The sequence below is a fragment of the Saccharothrix xinjiangensis genome, from assembly GCF_039527585.1.
GTDB classification, from domain to species: domain Bacteria; phylum Actinomycetota; class Actinomycetes; order Mycobacteriales; family Pseudonocardiaceae; genus Actinosynnema; species Actinosynnema xinjiangensis.
In genome coordinates this window covers 170,225-192,047 of the sequence record NZ_BAAAKE010000010.1, presented here as the reverse complement: position 1 = coordinate 192,047, position 21,823 = coordinate 170,225, and the positions used below count along the sequence as shown (strand labels likewise).

At 68.1% G+C, this 21,823-nt stretch carries 25 protein-coding genes and 1 CRISPR repeat array; of the genes, 7 read left to right on the top strand and 18 right to left on the bottom strand.

All coding sequences use genetic code 11. The features are described from left to right. Positions 1-74: 74 nt before the first annotated feature. A CRISPR array of direct repeats spans positions 75-530; the repeat unit is 28 nt. 653 nt (positions 531-1,183) lie between these two features. Genes ABD223_RS22250 through ABD223_RS22240 form a run of 3 tightly spaced genes read right to left on the bottom strand, consistent with a single transcriptional unit; the run spans position 1,184 to position 2,586 of the window. Next, a complete protein-coding gene (locus ABD223_RS22250) occupies positions 1,184-2,041 on the bottom strand; it encodes a diguanylate cyclase domain-containing protein (RefSeq protein ID WP_344038297.1) in 858 nt (285 codons plus the stop codon). Continuing rightward, positions 2,038-2,271 (bottom strand): GH25 family lysozyme, encoded by a 234-nt coding sequence (locus ABD223_RS22245; RefSeq protein ID WP_344038296.1) that lies wholly within the window; start codon positions 2,269-2,271, stop codon positions 2,038-2,040. Before ABD223_RS22245 ends, ABD223_RS22250 begins: the two co-directional genes overlap by 4 nt. A gap of 39 nt (positions 2,272-2,310) precedes the next feature. After that, positions 2,311-2,586: a hypothetical protein gene (locus ABD223_RS22240; protein ID WP_344038295.1), complete on the bottom strand. Its 276-nt coding sequence runs from the start codon at positions 2,584-2,586 to the stop codon at positions 2,311-2,313. Between the two features lie 254 nt (positions 2,587-2,840). On the opposite strand from ABD223_RS22240, the gene ABD223_RS22235 reads away from it, so the two are divergent. After that, entirely contained in the window at positions 2,841-3,203 is a 363-nt protein-coding gene (locus ABD223_RS22235; protein ID WP_344038294.1) for a hypothetical protein, read from the top strand. Here ABD223_RS22235 and ABD223_RS22230 read toward each other — a convergent pair. The 5 genes from ABD223_RS22230 to ABD223_RS22210 form a co-directional block, all read right to left on the bottom strand. Further along, a complete protein-coding gene (locus ABD223_RS22230; RefSeq protein WP_344038293.1) occupies positions 3,193-3,939 on the bottom strand; it encodes a hypothetical protein in 747 nt (248 codons plus the stop codon). The two genes, ABD223_RS22235 and ABD223_RS22230, sit on opposite strands and share 11 nt — an antisense overlap. Before the next feature lie 12 nt (positions 3,940-3,951). After that, positions 3,952-5,190 carry a hypothetical protein gene (locus ABD223_RS22225; RefSeq protein ID WP_344038292.1) on the bottom strand — a complete coding sequence of 413 codons (1,239 nt, stop codon included), beginning with the start codon at positions 5,188-5,190 and terminating at the stop codon, positions 3,952-3,954. Positions 5,191-5,473: 283 nt separating this feature from the next. Further along, entirely contained in the window at positions 5,474-6,340 is an 867-nt protein-coding gene (locus ABD223_RS22220; RefSeq protein ID WP_344038291.1) for a hypothetical protein, read from the bottom strand. Between the two features lie 6 nt (positions 6,341-6,346). Then, a complete protein-coding gene (locus ABD223_RS22215; RefSeq protein WP_344038290.1) occupies positions 6,347-7,639 on the bottom strand; it encodes a phage tail protein in 1,293 nt (430 codons plus the stop codon). After that, on the bottom strand, positions 7,640-8,953 hold the full coding sequence (locus tag ABD223_RS22210; RefSeq protein ID WP_344038289.1) for a hypothetical protein: 1,314 nt from the start codon (positions 8,951-8,953) through the stop codon (positions 7,640-7,642). A 161-nt stretch (positions 8,954-9,114) separates the two neighbouring features. On the opposite strand from ABD223_RS22210, the gene ABD223_RS22205 reads away from it, so the two are divergent. Further along, positions 9,115-9,300 (top strand): hypothetical protein, encoded by a 186-nt coding sequence (locus ABD223_RS22205; RefSeq protein ID WP_344038287.1) that lies wholly within the window; start codon positions 9,115-9,117, stop codon positions 9,298-9,300. Between the two features lie 68 nt (positions 9,301-9,368). Here the strand turns inward: ABD223_RS22205 and ABD223_RS22200 are convergent, their stop codons facing one another. The 3 genes from ABD223_RS22200 to ABD223_RS22190 are packed head-to-tail and all read right to left on the bottom strand — an operon-like array spanning position 9,369 to position 11,216. After that, positions 9,369-9,548 carry a hypothetical protein gene (locus ABD223_RS22200; protein WP_344038286.1) on the bottom strand — a complete coding sequence of 60 codons (180 nt, stop codon included), beginning with the start codon at positions 9,546-9,548 and terminating at the stop codon, positions 9,369-9,371. Continuing rightward, complete coding sequence (locus tag ABD223_RS22195) at positions 9,545-10,540, bottom strand: SU10 major capsid protein (protein WP_344038285.1); 996 nt, start codon at positions 10,538-10,540, stop codon at positions 9,545-9,547. The genes ABD223_RS22200 and ABD223_RS22195 overlap by 4 nt, the downstream gene beginning before the upstream one ends. A gap of 16 nt (positions 10,541-10,556) precedes the next feature. After that, positions 10,557-11,216: a hypothetical protein gene (locus ABD223_RS22190; RefSeq protein ID WP_344038283.1), complete on the bottom strand. Its 660-nt coding sequence runs from the start codon at positions 11,214-11,216 to the stop codon at positions 10,557-10,559. Between the two features lie 218 nt (positions 11,217-11,434). On the opposite strand from ABD223_RS22190, the gene ABD223_RS22185 reads away from it, so the two are divergent. After that, a complete protein-coding gene (locus ABD223_RS22185; protein WP_344038282.1) occupies positions 11,435-11,914 on the top strand; it encodes a hypothetical protein in 480 nt (159 codons plus the stop codon). Between the two features lie 50 nt (positions 11,915-11,964). On the opposite strand, the gene ABD223_RS22180 is transcribed toward ABD223_RS22185, so the two are convergent. Beyond that, a complete protein-coding gene (locus ABD223_RS22180; RefSeq protein ID WP_344038281.1) occupies positions 11,965-12,948 on the bottom strand; it encodes a hypothetical protein in 984 nt (327 codons plus the stop codon). A gap of 5 nt (positions 12,949-12,953) precedes the next feature. Next, on the bottom strand, positions 12,954-14,501 hold the full coding sequence (locus tag ABD223_RS22175) for a phage portal protein (RefSeq protein ID WP_344038280.1): 1,548 nt from the start codon (positions 14,499-14,501) through the stop codon (positions 12,954-12,956). A gap of 389 nt (positions 14,502-14,890) precedes the next feature. Between ABD223_RS22175 and ABD223_RS22170 the strand changes: the two genes are divergently transcribed. Next, positions 14,891-15,106 (top strand): hypothetical protein, encoded by a 216-nt coding sequence (locus ABD223_RS22170; protein WP_344038279.1) that lies wholly within the window; start codon positions 14,891-14,893, stop codon positions 15,104-15,106. A 215-nt stretch (positions 15,107-15,321) separates the two neighbouring features. Here ABD223_RS22170 and ABD223_RS22165 read toward each other — a convergent pair whose 3' ends face one another. Next, on the bottom strand, positions 15,322-16,962 hold the full coding sequence (locus ABD223_RS22165) for a terminase large subunit (RefSeq protein WP_344038278.1): 1,641 nt from the start codon (positions 16,960-16,962) through the stop codon (positions 15,322-15,324). Positions 16,963-17,062: 100 nt separating this feature from the next. Next, entirely contained in the window at positions 17,063-17,518 is a 456-nt protein-coding gene (locus ABD223_RS22160; RefSeq protein WP_344038277.1) for a phage terminase small subunit P27 family, read from the bottom strand. Positions 17,519-17,828: 310 nt separating this feature from the next. On the opposite strand from ABD223_RS22160, the gene ABD223_RS22155 reads away from it, so the two are divergent. Then, on the top strand, positions 17,829-18,356 hold the full coding sequence (locus ABD223_RS22155) for an RICIN domain-containing protein (protein WP_344038276.1): 528 nt from the start codon (positions 17,829-17,831) through the stop codon (positions 18,354-18,356). A gap of 425 nt (positions 18,357-18,781) precedes the next feature. Here ABD223_RS22155 and ABD223_RS22150 read toward each other — a convergent pair whose 3' ends face one another. Further along, complete coding sequence (locus tag ABD223_RS22150) at positions 18,782-19,195, bottom strand: hypothetical protein (protein ID WP_344038275.1); 414 nt, start codon at positions 19,193-19,195, stop codon at positions 18,782-18,784. Continuing rightward, positions 19,179-19,808, bottom strand: a complete 630-nt coding sequence (locus ABD223_RS22145; RefSeq protein ID WP_344038274.1) for an adenine nucleotide alpha hydrolase family protein — start codon at positions 19,806-19,808, stop codon at positions 19,179-19,181. Before ABD223_RS22145 ends, ABD223_RS22150 begins: the two co-directional genes overlap by 17 nt. A 260-nt stretch (positions 19,809-20,068) precedes the next feature. Here ABD223_RS22145 and ABD223_RS22140 point away from each other — a divergent pair, with 260 nt between their 5' ends. Continuing rightward, entirely contained in the window at positions 20,069-20,203 is a 135-nt protein-coding gene (locus ABD223_RS22140; protein WP_344038273.1) for a hypothetical protein, read from the top strand. 584 nt (positions 20,204-20,787) lie between these two features. On the opposite strand, the gene ABD223_RS22135 is transcribed toward ABD223_RS22140, so the two are convergent. Beyond that, complete coding sequence (locus ABD223_RS22135) at positions 20,788-20,949, bottom strand: hypothetical protein (protein WP_344038272.1); 162 nt, start codon at positions 20,947-20,949, stop codon at positions 20,788-20,790. 450 nt (positions 20,950-21,399) lie between these two features. Between ABD223_RS22135 and ABD223_RS22130 the strand changes: the two genes are divergently transcribed. Next, positions 21,400-21,738 carry a hypothetical protein gene (locus ABD223_RS22130; RefSeq protein ID WP_344038271.1) on the top strand — a complete coding sequence of 113 codons (339 nt, stop codon included), beginning with the start codon at positions 21,400-21,402 and terminating at the stop codon, positions 21,736-21,738. Positions 21,739-21,823: the final 85 nt, after the last annotated feature.

Genomic DNA, 21,823 nt, shown 5'->3' with positions numbered 1-21,823 from the left:
CGGCGACGGGGAGTTGCGGAAACCGGAGTGAATGAGAAACGCCGTTACGGTTCGTAAAGCTGCTGGTCGCGAAGCCTCGACCCCGCGCACGCGGGGATGTTCCCCCGTATCCACGGCCTGGCCCGACTGGACGGCTCTCGACCCCGCGCACGCGGGGATGTTCCCGTCGAGGGTGTGACCGGCGGTAGCGCTCCCACCTCGACCCCGCGCACGCGGGGATGTTCCCGAGTCACGGACGTGCTCCTGGCCTACGGGACGCTCGACCCCGCGCACGCGGGGATGTTCCCCGCCGTCGCGCCGACGCGGTCCGGAACATGCCCTCGACCCCGCGCACGCGGGGATGTTCCCGCGGCGTGTGCAACCAGACCGACCCCGAGGCGCTCGACCCCGCGCACGCGGGGATGTTCCCCCGAGGTCGTCCGCGTAGGCGCGGCCGGTGTGCTCGACCCCGCGCACGCGGGGATGTTCCGTAGGCGTCGGGGGTGACGCCGACGCGGTCGTTCTCGACCCCGCGCACGCGGGGATGGTCCGCCGATTCCGGTCCAGATGAACACGCAACCCAGCTCGACTCCATGCACGCGGGGATGTTTCCGCGGCCCACGGGTCGGTAACGGACTGCTCTCCTTGACCCCGTGCACGCCGGGACACTCCGCCGTCCAGCTTCTCTGCGTGCTGCTTGCCGACCTCGACCCCGCGCACGCGGGATGGTCCGACGGGCGAGGTCGAGATGGGGTTGGCAAGCGTCTCGGCCCCACGCACGCGGAGGTGTTCCGGTGGAGGTGATCACCGAGTCGCGACGCACCAGCTCACCCCCGCGCGGGGGTGCTTCCGCCATACCTGCTCGACGCCATGCGCGAGGTCGTCTCGATCCCACGCACACGGTGGGCCAGTCGCGCGATGGCGCCCAATGCCCCAACAGTCACCCCACACCGCACCGCGATACGATCCAGCCGCACTTCTGCAGGTCGACTTCAGTCGAATCCGAAGAGACGACCACTTATCCACACGGTAAGTCGCACGGACTCCTCCCCCAGTTTCGCCCTGATCAAGGGCTGACCTGCGAAAACATTACCGACTGCCAGAGTGACCGGTCAGTTGAGCGCAGCTCGACGCAGGTGAACTCCGTTGCAGTACAACGAATTCTCCCGCATCCGCTCCCTCCTGCTCGCGCCCTTGATGAAAATCAAGTGACCGAGCCCTTCGTTGGCAGCAACACGGTTGTAGCCGCATCAGCGGCGTTGGAAGCTCTGTCAGGCTCGAAGAGCGCCCACCGTGACTTGCCGTCCGCCTTCGCCCAGTACAGCGTGATGTCCGCGTCACGCATCAGGTCAGCGGCCACGGCGCCAGCCACAGCTCGTTCCACGATGCCGATCGACGCCGACACGGTCGGCTCGTGCCCGCCGATGTGGATCGGCGACCCCAGCTCCCGCAGCACCCGGTCGGCCACGTCGACGACGTCCTGCGTGTCCTGCGTGTCCCCCACCAGGATGACGAACTCGTCGCCACCCATCCGGGCCACCAGCTTGCCCTCGCCGGACACCGACAGGTCCAGCCGCCGCCCGACCTCGACCAGCAACTGGTCGCCGATATCGTGACCGAGGCTCGTATTGATGACTTTGAAGTCGTCGAGGTCCAGGTAACACAAGCCCATGCGCCCCTTGGCACGTTTGAGCATTCGGCCGAGGCGCTCCAAGAACAGCGCCCGGTTCGGCAGGCCGGTCAGCGGGTCGTGCAGCGCCTGGTAGCGCAGCCGGTTCTGGAGCAGGTGGCGGTCGGTGACGTCCTCGATCATCGCCACCTGGTACTGCGGCTCGCCGTGGTCGTCGCGGACCAGCGACAGCGTCAGGTGCGTCCACACCTGCTCGCCGTCGGCCCGCCGGAACCGCTTCTCGGCCCGGTAGTGGTCGCACTCGCCCGCGGTGAGCTGGTCGTACAGCCGCCAGACGTTGCTGCCGTCCTCCGGGTGCATCAGGTCGCGGATGTTGTACTGCCGCATCTCCTCGACGCTGAACCCGAGCATGTCCTGCAACGCCTGGTTCACGTCCAGGATGCGGCCCTCGATGTCGGCGATGCCGATCCCGATCCGTCGACCTGGGCGGTGGCGGCGGGGTTGATGTAGCCGGTGGCCTCGGTGACCTTCACCGAGGCGAAGCTGATGTTGTTGCTCTTGACGGCGTTCCAGTCGATCGCGGAGCCCTGCCAAGAGCTGATGTCGATGCCGTAGTCCACGTGTTCCTTCCGGTTTTCGGGCATGGCGAAGCGGCCGAACACCGGGGGGGGTGTCGGCTCGCGGGTGGGTTGGTGGATGGGTCAGGCGGGTGGGAGTTCGCCGCGTCGGGCGGCGGCGGCGTCGTCCTCGGCGCGGCGGCGGCGGTCGCGTTCGGCGTCCAACTCGCCTTCGAGTCCGGCGAGGCAGCGTTCGAGCTTGCCGATGCGGGTGCGCAGGGCAGCCAGTTCGGCGGCGTGCGAGGTCTCCCTCGCCGCAAGGGCCGTCAGGCACTCGGCCCGGTCGGACTGGTTGGCCGTCATGAGCCGGTGGTTGGCAGAGAGTAGGTAGCCGACGATGAGCACCAGCGCACCGGCCACACCGAAGTTAGGTAGGAATGACAGGTCCAGGACGGTTACCTCCTGAACGGGTCCCTAAACTGCACGAATAGGGCATACAAACTCCGGTTTGTAGCGATAAGTCCAGTATGTTCTCAGAATTCCCACTCAACTGGGTGAATTCGGGCGTGCGAACGAGTGGGCAGGGCGACAGGGGGGCGCAAGTATGGTGTGCCGATTTTCGGGATACCCGGGTGGCGACTCATCCGGGTTGGCGAAAGACATGGAGGTGCGCGATGGCGTCTGCACGTGAAGTTCCTACGGGAGAATCCCAGCTGGAAGGCGTCGACTATTTCGCAAAGGACCTGACCGCCGTCGGCCGAAAAGACGCCGACGGCTGGTTTCTGCTGATCAAGAAGGAAAAGTCGATCTGGGTAAAGGAAGGGGAGACGGACAGGAGTCGAGTTGAGACCCTTGCCGAACGATTCCCCGGCCTAGGTTCCGGGTCGGACTTCATCCACGGCATCGATGCCATCAGCCACATCAACGAGTGGACCCTCCTGGTCAGGGGTGAAAAGTCGGTTTGGACGAAGGAGCACTCCGCCGAAGCAAGGCCCGTACAAAACCTCGTAGACCGATTCCCCGGCCTCACCGGCTAACTGCAATACACATGCCGCGTATAACTGTGCCCGTAGTCAGGATCTCGACGTCCCCGAGCACGGGCAGCGGGGAGGCGGCGACGGCGAGCAGGTAGGACGCGACCGAGGTCTGCAACCACGGGGTGGCCGGCACCTGGTAGACCTGCGCGCCGTAGCGGGTGACGCTGGTGGTGTCGGTGCGCCGCAGCAGCCTGCGGGAGGGGCCGTTGTCGGCCAGTTCGACGGAGTAGATCGACAGCGACGGCGTGTTCGTGCTGGTGAGCATGTAGACGGTGCTCGACCCGGTGTTGCGGAAGGTCACCCGCAGGGTCGGGCCGTCGCGTTCGGTGGTGGACTCCACCCGCCCGTGCACGCCCGCGCTGCCGTCGCTGGCGGTCGACCAGCGCACCCGCGAGGTCGAGCCGGGCGTGATGGCGACGTAGGCGATCGGCGGCGGGGAGTCGTACTCGGTGACGTCGTAGTCGTAAGTCAGGGTCAGAGTGGAGAACGCCGCGATGCTGCGCCGGGTGGTCTCGGTGAACCGTTCCCGCGTGGAGCCGATGGTGTAGAGGGAGTAGGGCACGTCGATGACGTTGCGGACGGAGTCGATGGCCTCCGACACCCGTAGGCCCGCGATTTCCCGAGCGCTGGTGGCGGTGAGCACCGGGTTTCCGGGCGAGGTGAAGCGGGTGTTGTTGCGGTAACGGAAGATCCCGTGTTCATCGAACGAGGCCGTGGCCTGTTCGGCACGGGCCACGGCGCTGATCACCTACCACGCCGAGCCCTGGGTGGGTGGGATCGCGGTCAGGGTGCTGGTGATGGTGTCGAGTACTGCGCCGCGTTGCCAGGTCTGCTCCTCGAAGTCGTCGCGCGTCGGTCGGGTCACGGGCATCCAGACCTGAACGGCTTCGACCGGCAGGCCACTGGTCAGCACCACGTAGTTGAGCTGGGTTCCTGTGGCGGGCATCGCGCCCAGCGCGCCGGGGTCATTCTCGTAGTAGTAGCCGTCCGGGCCGGACATGAAGATGCGCGCGGAGGGCTGTGTGCCGTTGAACGTCCAGTGGCAACCGAGGTGCCACCGCCCTACCGGCAGCGGCGTCAGGAACAGCACGATGGCCTGGTTGCCGTCGGAGGTGGCCCACGCCCGGTTGGTGGAGGACTTGAAGTCCGCGCCGAAATCGACGCCGTTGGTTGCGCCGTCGGCCTGGTAGAAGCACGACAGCGAGACCGCGCCGGTGTCGGGGCCGATGTTGCGGGTGTCGACCCACATCTCCACGAACAGCGACCGGCCGGGAACGGTGGTGCGGGTACGCGGGTCCCAGCGGACGCTGAACGAGGTGGTGGTGGAGCCGGGCAGCGCGGCCATCTCCCACGGGGCGCGGTCGCGGGTGTAGCCGATCGAGCCGGAGTGGGTGCGGTAGTAGCCGATGTCCGGCGCGATGCCGCCGTGCATCGAGGCGTACAGGACGCAGTCGGGGCGCGGTGGCGGGGCGGTGTGGATACCGGCGTCGCGCAGTAGGTTGTCCACCACCCACGTGCCCGAGGCGATGTGCACGGTGTTGACCGACACGGCGGCCGGAAGCTTCGCCGCGCCGCGCAGCCGTTCCGCGCCGTCCAGCGCAGACACCTCGACGCGGCCGGTGGCGGAGTCGGCGACGCGGTCGCGTACCAGGCCCCGGAACGCGGGTAGGGCGTCTTCGTTCAGGCCCCAGCCGTGCAGGACGGATTGGCGGGGTCGGGCGATGTCGGCGGTGGCGTGTGGGGCGTAGGGGCTGTAGAGCTGGGCGGCGGTTTGCTCCCCGGTGCCGGTCAGGGTCATGCGCAGCTCTGCCGAAGCGCTGCCGTTGGTGGCGCGCATGGGGGCGGGCAGGTCGGAGTCGTAGGCCCGGTCCAGCGTCCAGGCGGTGACCTGCTCGGTGAGGTCCTTCCCGCCCAGCCTGGTGAGGCTGGTGTGGACCCGTTCGGGTTGGCCGGGGGCGGCGACGAGTGCGGGGTCGGCATCAAGCACGGCGCACCTGCCAAGCTGGTCACGGGCGATCGGACGACTTTGGTTACGCCGATTAGGTGGCAACTCGACGAATTTCGGCTGGTTGCGCTACACGAAGGTCACAACAACGCCGGACGGACTCAGGATCGGTGCGTGGAAGGAGTGCCGGTGGGAGTCGTGGTGCTGTTGGTGGCCGTTGTGACGGCCAGTGTTCCGGTGTTAGTACTGGTCATCGCTCTGCGAGGTTCGTTGCCTTCCGAGCGTCCGGCGATCATCAGGGCACTGACGGGGTTCATCCGGGCGATCAGGAAGCCGGGTGCGTCGGACCGCTCGCTTGGCAGCACGCGAGACCCGTGATGGTGGTGGTCGGATCAGTTCGGCACACGGCGCACCTCCACGAGGGTGAACGACAGGTCGCGGTATGGGAGCCGCGGGCGTCGGCGTAGCCGGTGACGGTCATGGCCGGGCAGCCGTCGCCGACCGGGATCGGTTCCGCGGCGTCGATGTGCTCGCCCAGGCGTAGCAGGGCGCCGCCCACGGGGGTGGGCGTGGTGATGGCGGGCAGCCACACCTTGGGCAGGACGAATGCCGCCCCGGCAGGCGGGACGGCGGTCACGACGGGTGCGGCGGGGCCGATGGTCTGGATGTAGGCCCCGGTGGCGTCCCAGAAGTCGAGGACGGCTCGCGCTCCGCCGTTGCGGGTCAGGTCGGCGGTGAAGCTGACCCGCACACCGGGCAGTACAGGCCACCCGGTCCAGTAGGGCGAGTTGTAGTAGAGCTGGCTGCTGTTGTCCCGCGTGTCGGTCACGGTGAGCACGCCGTCGGCGCGATCGGCCAGGGTGCCCCATCTGGCCAGCGAGATGCGACGCGGTGTGCGCCCGAGGGACTGGCTGGCCTCCAACAGGTTGTCGGCCGCCGGGTCGAGCACGGCCAGCGGTCCGGGTCCGTGGGCGCGACGGGCCAGGGCGTCGAGCCAGCGCGCGTGCTCGGGCAGCAGCGCCGACCAGGACAGGGTGAGACGGCGGGGCGGGGTGGCCAACCGGGTGGTGGTCACCCCGCCCGACAGCGAGGCGAAATCCTGCACCCCGAGGGAGACCGACCGGTCGTAGTTGGTGGCGGTGTCGGGGATCTCCCGCAACCCGCCGGGTGGGCCAATCCACAGTGACCGCACGGGCGCTCACCTCCGGGACAGGATGCGTTCGCCGTCTGCGGTGGCGCGGGCGATCTCGGTTGCGCCGACCTGCACCACGACCGGCCGCGCGGCCAGTTCCCGCACCGCGTCCACGAGGTCGCCCCACTCCGGCGATATCGTCCCGGTGACCTCGGAAGCGTTGGTGCTGCGCGTGATCACCCGTTCCGGTGCGGTTCGGCCGGACGTGCCCTCGGGCGCGGCCATGCGTGGGATGCTGCGCGTGAGGTCGGACAGGTACGCGCGCACGGCGGGCTCCTCGGCCTCCAGACCGGAGAGCAGCCCGCGCATGATGAGGACACCGTTGCCGCGCAACAACTTCGCGTCGCGATCGGGTGGTCCCTTCCAGTCCGGCAGGAGGTCGGTCACCTGGCGCAGCTTGTCGCGCAGCGAGTTGATCATGGACTCGATGCCGCGCAACAGGCCCCGGATCAGGTTCTTTCCGGCCTCGACCAGCAGCGATCCGAGGTCGCCGAGCGCGCCGAGCAGCCGTGAGGGGATGCCCGCGACGAAGCTGATCAGGCCGCCCGTGGCGAGGTCGACGCCGGACCGGATGGCCTGCCAGGCTCCCGAGACGATGTCGCGCACGCTCGACCAGGCGCGCGACCAGTCGCCGGTCACCACGCCCATGACCAGGTTCAACACGCCTTGGATGGCGCGCAGTGCGCCCGAGACGGTGTCCACGATGCGCGCGAAGATCGGCGCGACGGCGTTGTCGATCAAGAACCGCAGGGTCGGGATCAGCTTTGACGTGACCTCGGCCGTGACGGCGGCGAACATGGCCGTCCAGGTCGCCAGCACCCCTGTGGCCTGCACGATCACCGGCACCAGGAGCGCGACGAGCTGGAGCACCGAGGGCAGTAGTTCCGAGGTGAGCTGGAGCAGCAGCGGTGTCAGCGGGAGCAGACCTTCGGTCGTGATCCGCAGCAGGCCTTCAACGAGCGGCGGCAACAGGGGTAGCAGCCCGGTCAGTCCGACCGTCAACGTCTCGCCGAGCAACCGTCCAATCTGGACCAACGTGGGCGTGGCGGCGGAGAGCCCGACGGACAGGACTTCGGCCAGGCGCTGGACCGTGGAGACGATCACCGGGAGTACCGGCAGCGCGGCCGTGAGCCCTGCGAGCAGGACTTGAGCCCAGACGTCGGCCAGTTGCCCGACCAGCGGCAGGACCGCCGCCAGGGCCGTGAGCAGTGCTCCGCCGACCTGGACCGCGATCGGCGTCAAAACGCGAAGTAGATTCGCAAGCGCAGGGGCCGCGATGTTCACGGCCTGCACGAGCAACTAACCGAGTTGGACGATCAGCGGCGCGGCGGCCCGTGCCAGGCCGATCAGCGCGGAGGCCAGCGTGCGGACGCCGTCGGCCAGCGCGCCGCCGACGAGTTCGCCGACCAGCAGCGAGACGGTCGGTGCCAGCTCGGCGGTGACCCCGGCCAGCAGCTCGACCGCCGGGACCAGCAGCGAGGCCAGCGCCTGGGCCGCGACCCCGGCCAGCGGGCGAGTGCGGCCAGGACGCGCCCTGCGGGTTCGACCCCGGCCACGAGCACGGCCAGGCCCTGGGCGACCATCGGCCCGAGCTGGGCGACGGCGGGCGCGAGGACCGACGCGGCCACCCGAGCGACCTCGGACAGCAGCGGCAGCAGCGCCGCCGCGACCGTGCCCAGACCGCCGAAGATCTGTTGCAGGGCAGGGGTTCCCTCCGCAGAGCGGAGGAAGGTGAGCATGGAGCCGGCGCGAGGTTGCCCACCAGCGTGGCCAACTCGCCCAGCGCGGACAGGCCGGCGGACAGCCACTCGCGTAGCTGTCCGGTCTCGCGGGCGGTGGCGATGAACTGCGCGAACCGCTCCGCGCCCTCGCCCAGCGACGAGGCGAAGCCGGGCAGGACTCGCTGCCCACGGCGGCGATGTCGCGGATGGCGCGCAGCAGCGCCGCCACACCGCCCGCGAGCGCTCGGACGGATTGGCCGGTGGTGTCCAGGATCAGCCGGACGTCATCGACCGTGCGCGCTTCGCCCGCGAATCCCGCCGCCTGGCGGGCGGCCTGGTTGTAGCCCTCGGCGATGCCGACCAGGCCGTCACGCAGCACCGGCAGGTACCGGTCCCCCAGCCGGGAGACCTCACCGCCGAGCCCTTCGAACAGCCGGGCCTGCACGTCGAGCTTCAGGCCGTCGAGCGCAGGGCGCAGCGCCCGGACCGCGTCGGTGGTCTCCCGCATCGCGGGCGGGAAGTCGCGGACCGCCTTGGCGTAGTCGGCCGGTGTCTCGGCGGTCAGGGCGTCGTTGAGCCCGTCGACCCCGAGCTTGAGCGCGCCCAGCGCGGCGGCTGCGGCGATGCCGACCGCCGGGGTGCGCGAGTGACCGCCCACCGTCTCGGACTTGTTGCCGTCCGGCGGCGACGCCAACGCCCGCAACACCGCCGTGGCGATCACACCCGGCGCGGTCGCAGGCGGCGGGTCCGGTAGGTCCGGCACACGGGCGCGGACGATCGCCGAGGCGTCACCCACCAGCACCGCCGCGCGGGCCTGCTGCTCGGCGGTCAGCTGCACCTCGGTACGGGCCTGCACGTCGGCCACGGTGGCAAGCGGGGCGGGAGCGGTCACGTCGACCACCACCCGACAGCCACATGGGGGACCACAGTCCACTTTCACCCGATAGTGCTCCGACCAACGGGTACACCCAGTGCAGTTCTAGCAAGACGGTGCGCACCGCTCCCGACCCCGATCACCCGCCAAGGACGGCGGGTCTAACAGAGGAGTACGCGATGAACACTCGTCATCGGATCGCCGCGACGTTGACCACGCTTGTCGCCGCCGTCACTCTGTCCCTGGCCACCGCAGGCACCGCTTCTGCGGCAGACAGCCGCGACCTCGCGGATGGCATCGCAGACCTCGTCGAAGCCATCACCCCCGAGATCACCGGACTCCTCTCCGTGCTGGCGGGAATGTGACACGGGGCGGGCCTGCCGCACAGCATTGCTCACGGCAGAACCCGACCCGCGAGTGACGCCCTGACCGGTCAACCCTGTGCGGGCTCCTTCGGCGGACGACCGCCGGATGCGCGGACTCCTAGCTCTGCGGGGAGCCCGCGCAGGGCCTCGATCGTGGTCTTGTCGGTCACCTCGGCCTCGCCGTCGGTGAACCTCACGTCCAGGTCGTGGATGACGAGCTGCTTGTAGCGAATGCTGGTGAACTTCACGCACCGCCTCCGGTCGGGCCAGTGGCCAGGCCGGTGATCTTGCCGTGCGCGATCTCCGGCCCGTACTCCAACGAGATCTCGCCGTAGATCTGCGCCCGGTCGGAGCTGCCGGTCTTGGCCAGCGGTTCCGAGAAGAGGAACCCCTGTCCGGGCTTCTCCAGCATCACCGGGGCGCACTGGTCGAGGCTGACCACCTGGACCGTGTCGGTGGGCATGTACCGGTTGAGCATGATCGACAACCGGCCGAAGTCGGTCTCGATCGTGGTCACCGCGACACCGGCGATGTTGCGGGTCTCCTCACGGTAGTTCTTCTTGGTGATGAACTCGTCGGTCAGCCGACGCTTCTGCCAGGCATTGCACATCAGCGTGGCCGTCTCGCTGACCTGGATGCCGCCGTTCTCCCACACCTTCTGCAACAGGTCAATGACCATGCCCTCGGTCAACGGCTGCGGGGTGGCGTTGGTGATCACGTTGGTGCGGGTGGCCTCGATGATGCCCCGCGTCCTGCGCACCGTGGAGTTGTCGGTGGGCTCCTGGTACTGGCCGACCAGGAACGTCAGCTCGACGTCGCGGGCGATCTGCACGAGCGCCTGGCGGGTCTGCCAGTCCATCTCGTTGGGCACGGCGTTGGTGCCGCCGATGGCGGCGGCGTTGGGGTTGGCCGCGCCGGTCCCGGCGAACATGTTCTGCGTGGACTGCCGGGTGTAGGTGACGCCTACCGTCTCCTGGTGGATCTCCAGGACGTTGCGGTCCTGACCCCGCACGCGGGTCTCGGCGGGCGGCGCGTCCGCACCTTCGAGCCGCTGGCGGTTGGGGTCCGGCGGGCGCAGGTCGTACACGGTCCACGTGTGGACCACGGCGTTCGCCCGCCGCCCGCCGGTCAGACCGCCGATCGCGGATAGAAACGGCGTATCCGTCGGGGTGAGGCCGAACAGCTCGCCGACGTAGTTGGGACTGTTGTAGGTATTCGCAATCGCAGCGATACCAGGCAAGGATTCTCCTTACGTGTCAGGGGGTTCGGGGTGCCGCTGCGCGGGCCTGCTCGGCGACGATCCGGTTCTTCAGGCTGATCGCGGTGGCCCAGTCGCCGCGCGACTCGGCCTCGCGGATCTGCTCGGCGACGCCGGACGGCCCGCCCTGCCGTTGTCCCTGCGAGGGGTCCGGGGCTGGGCGGCGCGGCCCGTCGACGCGGGCGAGGTGCGGGCGCTGGGCGAGCACCGCGGCGAGGTCGGCGGCGATGGCGGCGGTGTCGACCGTGCCGTCCTCGGACAGGTAGCGGTCCCGGTCGTCCAGGTAGCGCGGCGCGTCGGTCGGATCGGCCCAGCCGGAGGCGGCGGCGCGGATCTCCGCGTCCACCGCCGTGCGCCGCAGCGCCGCGAGCTGGGCTTCGGCGGCGCTCGCGCGCTCGACGGCCTTCTCCGCGTCGGTCTTGTTCGCGGCCTCGATCTCGTCCAGCCGCGCGGCCTTGGCGCGGTTCTCCCGCGCGGTGGTCTCCGCACGGGTCAGTTTGGCGCGGGTCTCTTCGTACAGCCCCCGGTAATCCAGTTCGGAAGTCTTGCCGGTGTCTTGGGTCGAGGTCGGGGCAGGCTGTTCGGCGGTCGGTGACGGGCTGGTCAGTGGCTGCGCGGGCGGTTCCGGGGTGGGTGGAGTGATCGGACTTTCAGGCAAGGCGGAAACCCCCTTCCGGGTGACGTGATGGGATAGTGCGGGTGGTAGAACCCATGCGAAGACCGTTCCGGCGCGCGCTTCACTCTCGTTGATGCACGAAGCCGGGGCGAGATCACCCTAAAGTGTGAGATCACGTTGCTATCGGTGTGGCGATTATGGGTATCCCAGGCAGGAAGACATTCCGCGAGCTCCGCCCATCATTCAGCGAGGGAAACGAGATGAACAGCGCACAGAAAGCCCCAGAAAAGAAATCGGCATGGAAGATCTTCACCGTGGTGGCGATTACCGCTACAACACCCATGTTGTCCGGTTCCGGACAGGCTGGCGCAGTCGCACCGACATGCGGGACGACGTTGGAGAGCTGGACCGGGCCCGACGATACTGCCGTGTACAACGGACGGCTACGCCAGGGATGGGGCGACCCCGCCTTCCATACCATCGCCCTGGTTAAAGGTAAGGCCACCGACCGTGTGACCGGGCAAAACGGAAAATTCTACTTCCAACTTAAGGGTGACTACTCGGCGAGCGATGTGAAAGAAAACGTTCTGCAATTTTGGGTCACCGATCCCCAGGGCGAAGAGTTGAAAAACGAACTTGAGTTCTCGCGTCCCGTCTGTGACGATTCCGGAAACGTGACCAGTGCTGGGCTGTCGTTCGCCGCCGGGAAGCACCTCGGCCAGGTCGATCGCGTCCACTGAACCGCAGGACGCTCTCGGTGCCTCGTCCGGTCCATACTTATTTCGCTACTTCAAAGGAAATAGCCGAATCGGCGAAGTTGGCGGACCAGTTCATCGGTGTCGGAGCCCACCGCGTTGACGAGCTGGGCCGCGGTGGGCCGAGGTATCTGGGAGCGTCGGTACCGGCCGCCTTGCTTGGCCAGCTCCCCGAGTTGGCGTCCGATGCCCCGGCTGGTGATCGCTTCGCGGGTGAACTCGTACCCGCCGGCCACGTAGACCTGGACAGCGCGGCGGGCGTTGACCACGCGGCCGATGTCGGCACCGGCCCGGATCGCGGCGGCGTCGCCCTTGCCGAACGCCTTGTCCTGCTGGGCTCGGGTCATGCCGTTGAACAGGGCTTGTGGCGACCGGTTCGCGCCGTCTTCGCGCCACTGGTCGTGGGTGACCGGGCGCATCGAGCAGTCGCAGCGCGGGTGCCGCAGGAACCCGGTCGAGTACCGGTAGAGGCGGCCGGACAGCAGGATGCAGCGCCCGCAGGCGGGCAGGTGCACCACCCGTTCGTATCCGGCCACCTCCGGCTCCACGATGCTGCCGACGTGCAGCGCGAGGCGGGCGGTGTCGGCGGTCTCGGTGGACACGTAGGTCAACAGCCGGGCCAAGCCGATCGCTCGGGCTTCGGTCTCGGGCACGTCGGCCAGGCGGGCGCGGCGGTAGTAGCCGAACGCGAAGTCCAGCAACGCGCCGAGCAGCAGCCCGTTGGCGGCCAGCCCGACGAACGCGGAGGCGACCAGCAGCCGCAGCGGCGCGGACACCGCACCAGCGGCGGCGAGCGTGCCCGCGATGTAGAGCGGCGCCAGCGCCGCCGGCCGCTCCTGTGCCTGCTCCACCGCCGCCACGACCTGGGGCCGCACCTGCTCGTCCCACGACCGGGATGCGTCGCGCGGGTTGAGCTGTGCCCAGGCGGCCTGGGCCTGGTCGACGGCCGCGCGGACGATGCGCTGCTGAGCCCGGTAGTAGTCCGCGTCGAGGTCGGCCGCGCCTGCGGGAGCACCCACGGGCATCACCTCCCGGCGAGCACCGGTTCCCGGAACTGCACCGCCAACGGCGGCCCACCCACCGCCGGGTCGAGCCGGACCAGCGCACGGCGCGCGGGCACGCGCTCGAACTCCGGTTCGTCGTCGGCCGGGTCACGGGGCGCGGGCAGCGGCTTGGGACCGAACTCACCCGCCTGGTCACCGATGGCCCGGCTGTACGCCTCGGCGTCCTCGGCTTCCATCTCCCGGATCTGGGCATCGGAGTAGCCCAGCGCGCGACGCGACGCGCGGCGCGGCAGCAACCGGTCCGCGCTGAACAGCTTCACCACGCCATCGGCCTGGGCGGCGAAGGTCGGCGTGGCCGCGTCGACCCACTGCGCCTCCATGCGCAGCGCTTCGTCCGGCACCCGCCCGTCCCGCACCAGCAGGACCGTGCGCATGACCTCCTCCCAGCCGTCACCGAACGACCGTTGACGGCGTTCGGCGCGCTTGATGTGCCGGGACTCAGAAGACCGGATGCCGTCCGCGCTGGCGGGGTTCTCGGTGGCGTAGCCGAGGAAGTGCGGCGGCAGCCCGGTGAGGCTGGCGACCAGCCGCGCCAAGGCGTTGAGGGTCGAGTGGAAGTTCGACAGGTCGGCCTCGGGGAACTGCCCGACGCTGACGCCGTCCTCCTTCGGGCTCTTGGGCGAAGCCCACAGGACACCGGCCACCGCTTCCCACGGCGTCAGCGGCCGGCCCTGGGCGTCGACGAAGTCCTCCTTGTCGAAGCCCAGCGCGTACCGGCGCGGCATCGCGTGGTACTCCGCGCTGACCATCATGTCCGTGGCGATCTTCGACGCCGCGTCCGACAGCGGCAGCACGGCGGCCAGCTCCGAGCGCCCGAGCCGGGGCGGCGCGGTGCGGCGGCGGCGCGTGCGGGGCCGGTTGACGATCGGCACCACCGGGACGCGGCCGAGACCGTGTTCGTCGCGCTGGTCCTCGACCCAGGTCCCGCCGCCGTCCTCGGAGGTGTACCAGATGGTCTCGTTGGGCAGGTACAGCGTCGCCCACGCCTCCGTGGAGCCGTCCTCGGCGTCATCGCTGAACTGCCGCTTGAGCGCCGCGCGGACGCGGCGGGTCCGCGGGTCGAGGTCGACGTGGACGTCGAGCGGGGACTCCACCGTCACCAGCGGGGTGGCGGCGTCGGCCTCGTTGGTGCCGACGATGGCTAACGCCCGCCCGAGGGCCAGGGCGTCGACGTGGGCCTGTTCGGCGTGCAGGTCCAGCCGGTTGGCCTGCCAGATCTGCCACAGCTCCCGGTCGGCGGCCTGCTGCCCGCCCAACCGGAACCCCGTCAGGTCCAGCCGCTCATCCAGCGCGTCGACCACGAGCTGAGGCCAGTTGATCACCACCTGGCGCACCCGGCCATCCAGGCGGCGGATCAGCTCCGGATGCATGTACGACAAGGGCTGCTCGCCCTCATAGTAGGCGTCCAGAAGCTCCAGTTCGGGGAGCTGGGCGTTGTGCAGCCGCGCCAACCGCGCCACCCAGTGAGTGGGCGACAACTCGGACTTCATGGTGATCAAGACGTTCACCACCTAGACAGAGACCAGAACAGCGATCCAGTCACTACCGGGCGGGAGTTGCCTGGGTTTAGGTTCATAGCCGGATGGATGCAGTGCGTTTGATATGTGATCAGTCCGCATATTGCACTCTGGGTTGCACGTTTCCATGTGACTAGGCATGATCCGATCTGTGTTCGGGCTTCCGAATTCCGAACTTGACCACCTTGCGCCATTCGGTTGGCTTCCCCTTGACCCCGAGTTAAGGCTACGAGAAGGTTGACATCTCGTGCGAACTCGACCTGGGAGTCATGTTGCGTAAGGTTCTGTTTGGCCTGATCACTGCAGTTTTGTTCAGTGTCGGAGCGGCTGGAACTGCTTCGGCGACACAGTTGTCCGCATCGGCGGGGTGTCAGTACCGTGTGAACGAAACGCTGGTTGGCGTGTTCGAGAAGCCGACTACCACTTCATTCCTCTTGAAGAACAAGGGGTATGGTGCGATTGTGACAGGGGCCAATGGCACGTGCGACTGGACGCACTACAACCCCACCGAGAACCGGGAGTACCTGGCGGTTGACATTGACATCGCCGAAGACGGCATTGGGTGGATGCGCCGCGCCGCCCTGGTCAAGATCTAGTGCTCAAGTCGGGCCTGTCGTCACATGACGCGCTCGTAGCGCCGGGGTAGGCGGCAATCAACATCACCATAGTTGTCGGATAGGTTGGCAGGTAAGAAATCGGGTGCGATTGCTGTTCATCCTCTTCGTTGAAGAGCAATCGCCCCGCTCGCGGCCTCGCTCTTTCGGTATTTGGTAGGCGTTTGCCCGCAGGTCGAATAGATAGGATTCCGATTTTACCCGAGAACTGTCATCTGGCTGGATTTTCTGGGTTTGACGCCGCGCAGCTTCCATCCGCCTACGGCCATCGCGGCAGTAGGGACGGCATCGATGCGTTTGCCGGTCTTGCCGCGTTCGGGCTTGTCCGGGCGGATGAGGTCGGGTTCGCCGGGAGGGTGGCGGACCTCTACGGAGTCAAAGCACCACTCGGCGACAGGGTTGCCGTGGTGGGACCAACGGCGTGATTTGGTCAGCGCCATGAGTTCGGTCATGCCCGCAGTCATGCCCTTGTAGGTCTGCGCCACCGGGAACATCGGTACGCCCGTCCGCTTCTCCAGTCGTTGGCGGACCGGTTCACCGCTCCACTCGTCGTAGGAGATGTCCGCGACCCGCAACAGGCCGGTGTCGGCGACGATGTCCGCTTCCACCTGCTCGTAGTCGATGACCTCCCCGTCGGTGACGGTGATCCAGTCCTCTTTGGCCCAGCGGGACACGCGGCCGTCGGTGCGTTCGTCCAGGAACTTCACCCCGGCTTCGGGCAGCCAGAACCGCCACAGCGCGGAGGGGTGGCCGTCGATACCGTCCGGGACGATCAGGCACCAGGCGGTCAGGTCCAGCTTCGAGGCCAGGTCCAGCCCTCCCCAGGCAGGTCGACGCGCCAGCAGTTCGCGCAGCCGGGCGGGTTCGTCGTGCGCGGTGCCGGTGCACGCCGCGTAGAGATGCATCGGCATCCACCGCGAGGACTGCGCCACCCACTGGTTGAGCCGGAACTGCCGGAACGCGTTCTCTTTGAGCGGGTCGTTGCGGGCTTCGAGGGCTTCTTCGCGCAGCGCGGCCAGTGACAGGAAGTCCCCGAGTGCGGGGTTGGCGTGGTACCAGTTCGCCTCGTCCCAGGGGTCGGCGTCCTCGGGGGTGTTGCGCAGGTACACGAACCGGTGCGGCGCCCGCGACGGGTCCTCCGCGATCTTGGCGAACTCGTCGTGCTCGGCCTTGGCGAAGGAGGCCGGGTCGTTGCCCGCGGTCGTGGCCGCGATCAGCAACGGCTCCAGCCGCGTGCCCATGCCGGTGCGCATCGCGTTCCAGAAATCGCCGTTCGGCTGGGTCAGCACCTCATCGAAGATCACGCACGAGGGGTTGGAGCCCAGGTTGCCCAGCGCGTCGGCCGGGACGACGGCGTAGACGGAGTTGGTCTTCTCGTCCACGATGCGCGCCGAGTGCTCGATGACCCGCAGCCGCTTCGACAGCACCGGGGAGAGCCGGACCATGCGGGCGGCGACGTTGAACACCAGCTTGGCCTGGTCGGTGTCGCGGGCACAGCCGTAGACCTCGGCCGACTCCACGCCGTCCCCGACCAGCAGGTACAGCGCGACGAACGCCAGCAGCTCGGACTTGCCGTTCTTGCGGGCCAGCTCGATCCACGCGATCCGGAACCGGCGGACGTAGCACTCGGCTTCGTCGTCCCAGCGGACCTCGCTGAACAGCGGACGCACGATGTCGTCGCGCTGCCAGTCGGCGAGGATGAACGGCCGCCGCGCCCACCGGTCCTTGGTGTGGACGCAGATCTCCTCGGCGAACGCCTGGGCGTGGTCGGCTCGGGGCTTGCAGAGGTGATCGCCGCGCTTGCGGCAGGTGTGGCCGTCGAAGGTGCGCCCGCACACCGGCAACCGCGCCCCGCGATTGGTGGTCTTGGTGGTTGTTCGGGGCGTAGCGGTGCCGGTGCGCGAGCTGGCGTTGGTGCGCTTGGGGTTGGCGCGGGGCTTAGCTGAGGAGGCGGCCTGCGCCCTGGTCCTGGTCGCCGCCCACCTCCACCTTGATGGACTGGCGATCGGACGGCGTCAGCCCGAACCGGGCGGCGTAGGTCAGGAACGTGCGCTCGGCCTCGGCCTGCACCTGCAACGCCGGGTTCTTCATCAAGCCGGACCCGCCCTGCACCAACAACGCCGAACCGTTCACCAGGGCGGTGGCGTTGCGATAGCGGGCCAGCGCCTCACACAAGATCAGGAAGGCGTCCACGTCCCACGTGGTCAACACCTTGCGCTTCTCCAGGTCCGGCGCGAGCCGCAACCAGATCTCCCGCGCGCCGTCCGAAGCCCACTCCGGGCACAAGATCTCGCCCACGGGCGGTACCGGCTCCCGGTCGTTGATCCGGTCGGCACGGTCACCGTGCAGCACGCGCAGGGCGGTGGGCTTCGCCGCCGGACCGCGTTTACCCACAGAAACCACCTCCGGGCACTTGCCTGCCAGCCGGGTGACACGCAGGACACCGACGCTCGGTTTAGCTGACTGCGGATCAATATTGATCAGCGATTCGAATACGGGCAGTGGTTCACCCGTTCACCCACTCTTCCGCGACTCGCAGAGATCGAGGATCGCCCACAACATAGATTCAGTGGTTTAGTTTCGCAACAGGGTGAAAATTGGTCACCCACATTACTGAAGCATCTCCCTCTTCGTCTTCAAGTCAGATGTGAGTGGTACTTTCAGAGCGCTGGACCCTTTAGGCTTATACGAAGGAGGCAAAGCCGTGTTGCACGTTTTTCGAAGGTTGTCCTTGCCTTCTGCCTTCGCCATGCTGGCGCTCTCGGCTCCCGCTGTCGCGCAAGGGACCCCGCCGTCCGAGTCGATCTCAGGTTTCGAACGGGTTCCTCCGTCAGGGCTTTACAACGTGATCAATCATGCCGCCAGGTCCTGTCTAGCTGCCCCCGGCAACACCAGCGCCGCCACCACATATCAGTGCATCGACTCCTACACCGACCAGTACTGGTACTTGGAGCCAGCCGAAGACGGTTACTACCGCCTACGAAACGCGGACAAGAATGAATGCCTGGCGATGCCTTGGGGCGGGCAGGGCGAGCACGGGACAACCTACCGGTGCATCAACAGCTACCATGACCAGAATTGGAAGATCGAGAAAATCGACGGCGACAGTTACCGATTGCTGAACCGGAAGCATGACCTTTGCCTCAGCGGTGGAGCCAGCGGCTACGTAACTCAGGAACTCTGCGTGCACGACCACTGGAACCAGTGGTGGGACTTCAAGTTGCGAGACTAGCAGCTACGTCCGTCCAGCTTCACCAAGCCGAAGCTTCGAGGTGAGCCGCTTTGGCGGCGTGAGTGCCGTCGAACCCGAAACAGGAGGCGTGTAGGAATGTACACAATTTCCTGTTTCTGGTTGGTGTCAGCGTGAGGGCTTGCGGCGACAAAGCGATTTTCCGCAGATCGGGATTGTGAAGCGTTGCTCCGCCAGGAGTTCCTCTGTGGTCGTGTCTCACATGTCGAAGGCGCGATGCTGGCCCAAGCGGAAGTCGAGTTCCGCCTGGGCCAGCATTCTCAGCCCTGGCCAGGGCGATGGCCTTTTTTGGGCATCCCGCTCTGTCAGGAACCGGAGCTGCGGCCTCGTGACGGGCTGGCCGCGCGCCGGGAAAGCGCGCGACGGGCACCCGCGACGAGACGGCCGAGTCGGCCTCGCATGATCGTTTAGTCCTCCTCTCCGGTATCGGGTTCGGGCAGGTCGACGCCGAGTGCCGACGCGGCGGCATGGCCGTCGAGGTACTTGTCCCCGAGGTGGAGCAGCCGCGCGGCGCGCAGGAACTCGTCCTTTTCCTCGCGGGACTTGAAGCACAGGACGAACCAGAACTCCGAGTCTGTGGCGAGGCGGAACCGTTCGTCCTCCCGCGCGGTGCGTTCCCGGAAGCCGCGGGCCAGGGCGTCGAGTTCCGCGGTCGAGTCGGTGGCCAAACCACCTGTGTAGGTGACATCGGCCAGCGGGTCGGGTTCGGGGTCGGCGTTGAGCTGGGCTAGCAGGTCGGCGTTCGAGGTCGGTCCGCCGATGGCGGCGGTGGCCTGGAGCTGGGCCAGGAGGTCGGCGTTGGGGTCAGCGGGCAAGGTCACGGCGGAACACCTCCAGGTCGGCGAGCGGGAACCAGGACAAGATCCGCTCGTAGTCGTCCGGGGCGTGGCGCCGGATGGGGTCGAGAAACCGGAAGTCCAGCCCGTCGAAGCTGCGGCCGAACCACTCGTATTCCGGGGGCAGCGGGCAGTGGTGGCGGGCGAGGGCTTCGCGGACGTCGGCGATGCGCCAGTCCCACACGATGCTGACCTTGCGCAGGTGCTCGCGCTTGGGTCCGTGGGTGACCATCGCCATCCTGCGGTTCGGGGAGTCGGCTGCGCGGACGCCGTCGGCGTTCCAGGCCGCGGGCAGGTCGACGTCCGTGCGGATCAGGTCGGCCAGCTCCTCATACGTCGGTTCCGAGAGCTGGGCGGCCTCGATGATCGCCGCTCGCTCCGGGGGCTGGAACATCAGCGTGTTGAGCCAGCGGAACAGCGTCGGGTGCGGCAGGTTCAGGATTGGCGTGCCGAAGAAGTCCTCGTAGAACTTCAACGAGTCCTCGATGAACCGCAGACCCGGCACCAGGTACAGGTGGTAGGGCACCACCTCGATCCCGGCTTCCCGCATCGCCAGCCACGCGGCCAGGCTGTCCTTGCCCCGGCTGAAGCCGAGCAAAACCGGTTTCCCCTCGGCCGCGAGTTCGGCGCGGATCTGCGCGGACAGGGTGATCCCGTCGACAATTATGGGTACGGCGCACCTCCGGGTGTAGTGATGCGTGGCGCATCGGTGATGCGGGCTGCATCACCGGACGGGCGGGTTCAGGTGGTGCCGTCGCGGGCGAGCATCCGGCTCACCGTGGACTGCGCGACCTGGGCGTGAGGGGCGATCTCGTGTTGGGTCGCGCCCAGCTCGTATGCCTGTCGCACAAGGGATTCGTGCTCGTCCACCCAGGCGTGGACCTGGTCGGCGGCGAGCGCCAGGCGGTCGAGGATCGCGGCCAGTTCGCGCCCGGCTTCGCTGTCGGCGGGGACGGGTCGGCGGACGTGGGATCGGCGTTCCCGGAAACCTGACCGGACGGAACCGGGCCTCAGTGGCTTGTGCCCTTCCGCGTGGCTCAAGGGGCACCCCCCTGGGGCGGGCGGAGCCGCAACCGGTCACGCGCGGCGCGGGGGCGGCCGGCTCACGGACTGTTCCACCCTCCTCGGGTCCGACGGTCACGGGCGGTGATCCGGGCATGGCACGGCCCACACAGCCCTCGGCCCCGGTCCGGGTGATCAGGGTCAAGCCCGCGCGCCACCAGCTCGCGACGCGTGAGCGGCCAGTGGTCAGCCACAGTGGACGGTGAGCCACAGCTGACCCCCGGATGGTCAGGGCAGTCTGTGAGGTCGCAGCGGCACACCCGGTCACCGGTGCGGGAGAGCACTCCTGGACGGAAGCGGGATCGGTGTTGCCCGGTGTAACCGCGCTGGGCGCTGGTGCCGTGGGCACGGCGGGCACGGCTTCGGCAGTCGGGACACATGCCCCCGGTGCCAGTGCGGTTGGGGCAACCGGGGCGGGTGCAGGGGCGGGAGGCACGGGAGGGCAAGGGCCTCGACCCCCGTTCACGGGACTGCCCCCGGCATCGGGATGCCGGGGGCAGTCGGTAGGGGTGAGGTCAGGTCCGGTGCCACCACGGGGCGGGTGGGAAGCCTCCCCGGACCAACCAGGTGCCCAGGTCTTCCCAGACCTGGGCCAACCGGTCCAGGTCCACCGGGTTGCCCTGGGAGTGCTGGTTGAAGCTCTCCCGGATTTCCCTCAGCCAGTCATCCGGCCCCATGATCAGGCCCCTTCCACCAGGAGGTTCAGGGCGGTCTGGGCGGTGTTCAGGCTCTCCCTGGCAGGAAACACGGCGGAGTAGGCCCGATCCTGCAAGCCCCGGTCACCGGCCACCTTGGCGGGCTAGAGGTTCTGCACCCAGCAGGTCACGGCCAGCAGTGCGGCCCTGTGCATGCCGATAACCTTATCAACGCAGGTAGAGGGCGTACGTAGCCTAATGGTCCGAAGCATTCACAGCCCACGGTCGCCATCCGCGTGATGTCTACCAGCACGGCATGATGACCGGCTGTGCTGCTCCGAGTGGCCTACCTCGGCGTGACCAACGCCTTCGCGCTGCTGCGACTGCTGCCCATGAGCGACCGGGACAAAGACACGGAGATCCTGGCGCTTCGGCACCAGATCACGGTCCTGGAACGCCAGCTGAGTAACGTCCGTCCGCGGTTCTCTCCCGGTGACCGCCGCGTTCCTCGCGGCACTGCTGCACCGACTTCCGGCCACCACGCTTCATCGACTCCGACTGCCGGTCCGTCCGGACACGGTGCTGCGGTGGCACCGGGACCTCCTCGCGCGCCGTCATGCGACGAGATCCCGTCCCCAGCGGCCCGGCCGACCACGAACCATCCGATCCATTCGGCTCCTGGTGCTGCGCCTGGCACGGGAGAACCCAACGTGGGGTTACCGCCGCATCCACGGCGAGCTCCTCGTCCTCGGTATCAAGATCGCTGCATCCACGGCACGGCAGATCCTCAAAAACGCCGGAATCGACGCGGCTCCCGAACAGCAGGGCTGAGGGTTCAAATTGATCGACAAACCAAGGCTGCAACGGCAAACAGCGCGGTCCATAGCTACTATGCTGACTTCTGGCACCCCACAGG

Bases quoted from the DNA above. Each gene is read 5' to 3' on its own strand.
- ABD223_RS22235 (WP_344038294.1), top strand. From the start codon at position 2,841: ATGGCGTCTGCACGTGAAGTTCCTACGGGAGAATCCCAGCTGGAAGGC.
- ABD223_RS22205 (WP_344038287.1), top strand. From the start codon at position 9,115: ATGAACACTCGTCATCGGATCGCCGCGACGTTGACCACGCTTGTCGCC.
- ABD223_RS22185 (WP_344038282.1), top strand. From the start codon at position 11,435: ATGAACAGCGCACAGAAAGCCCCAGAAAAGAAATCGGCATGGAAGATC.
- ABD223_RS22135 (WP_344038272.1), bottom strand. From the start codon at position 20,949: ATGGGGCCGGATGACTGGCTGAGGGAAATCCGGGAGAGCTTCAACCAG.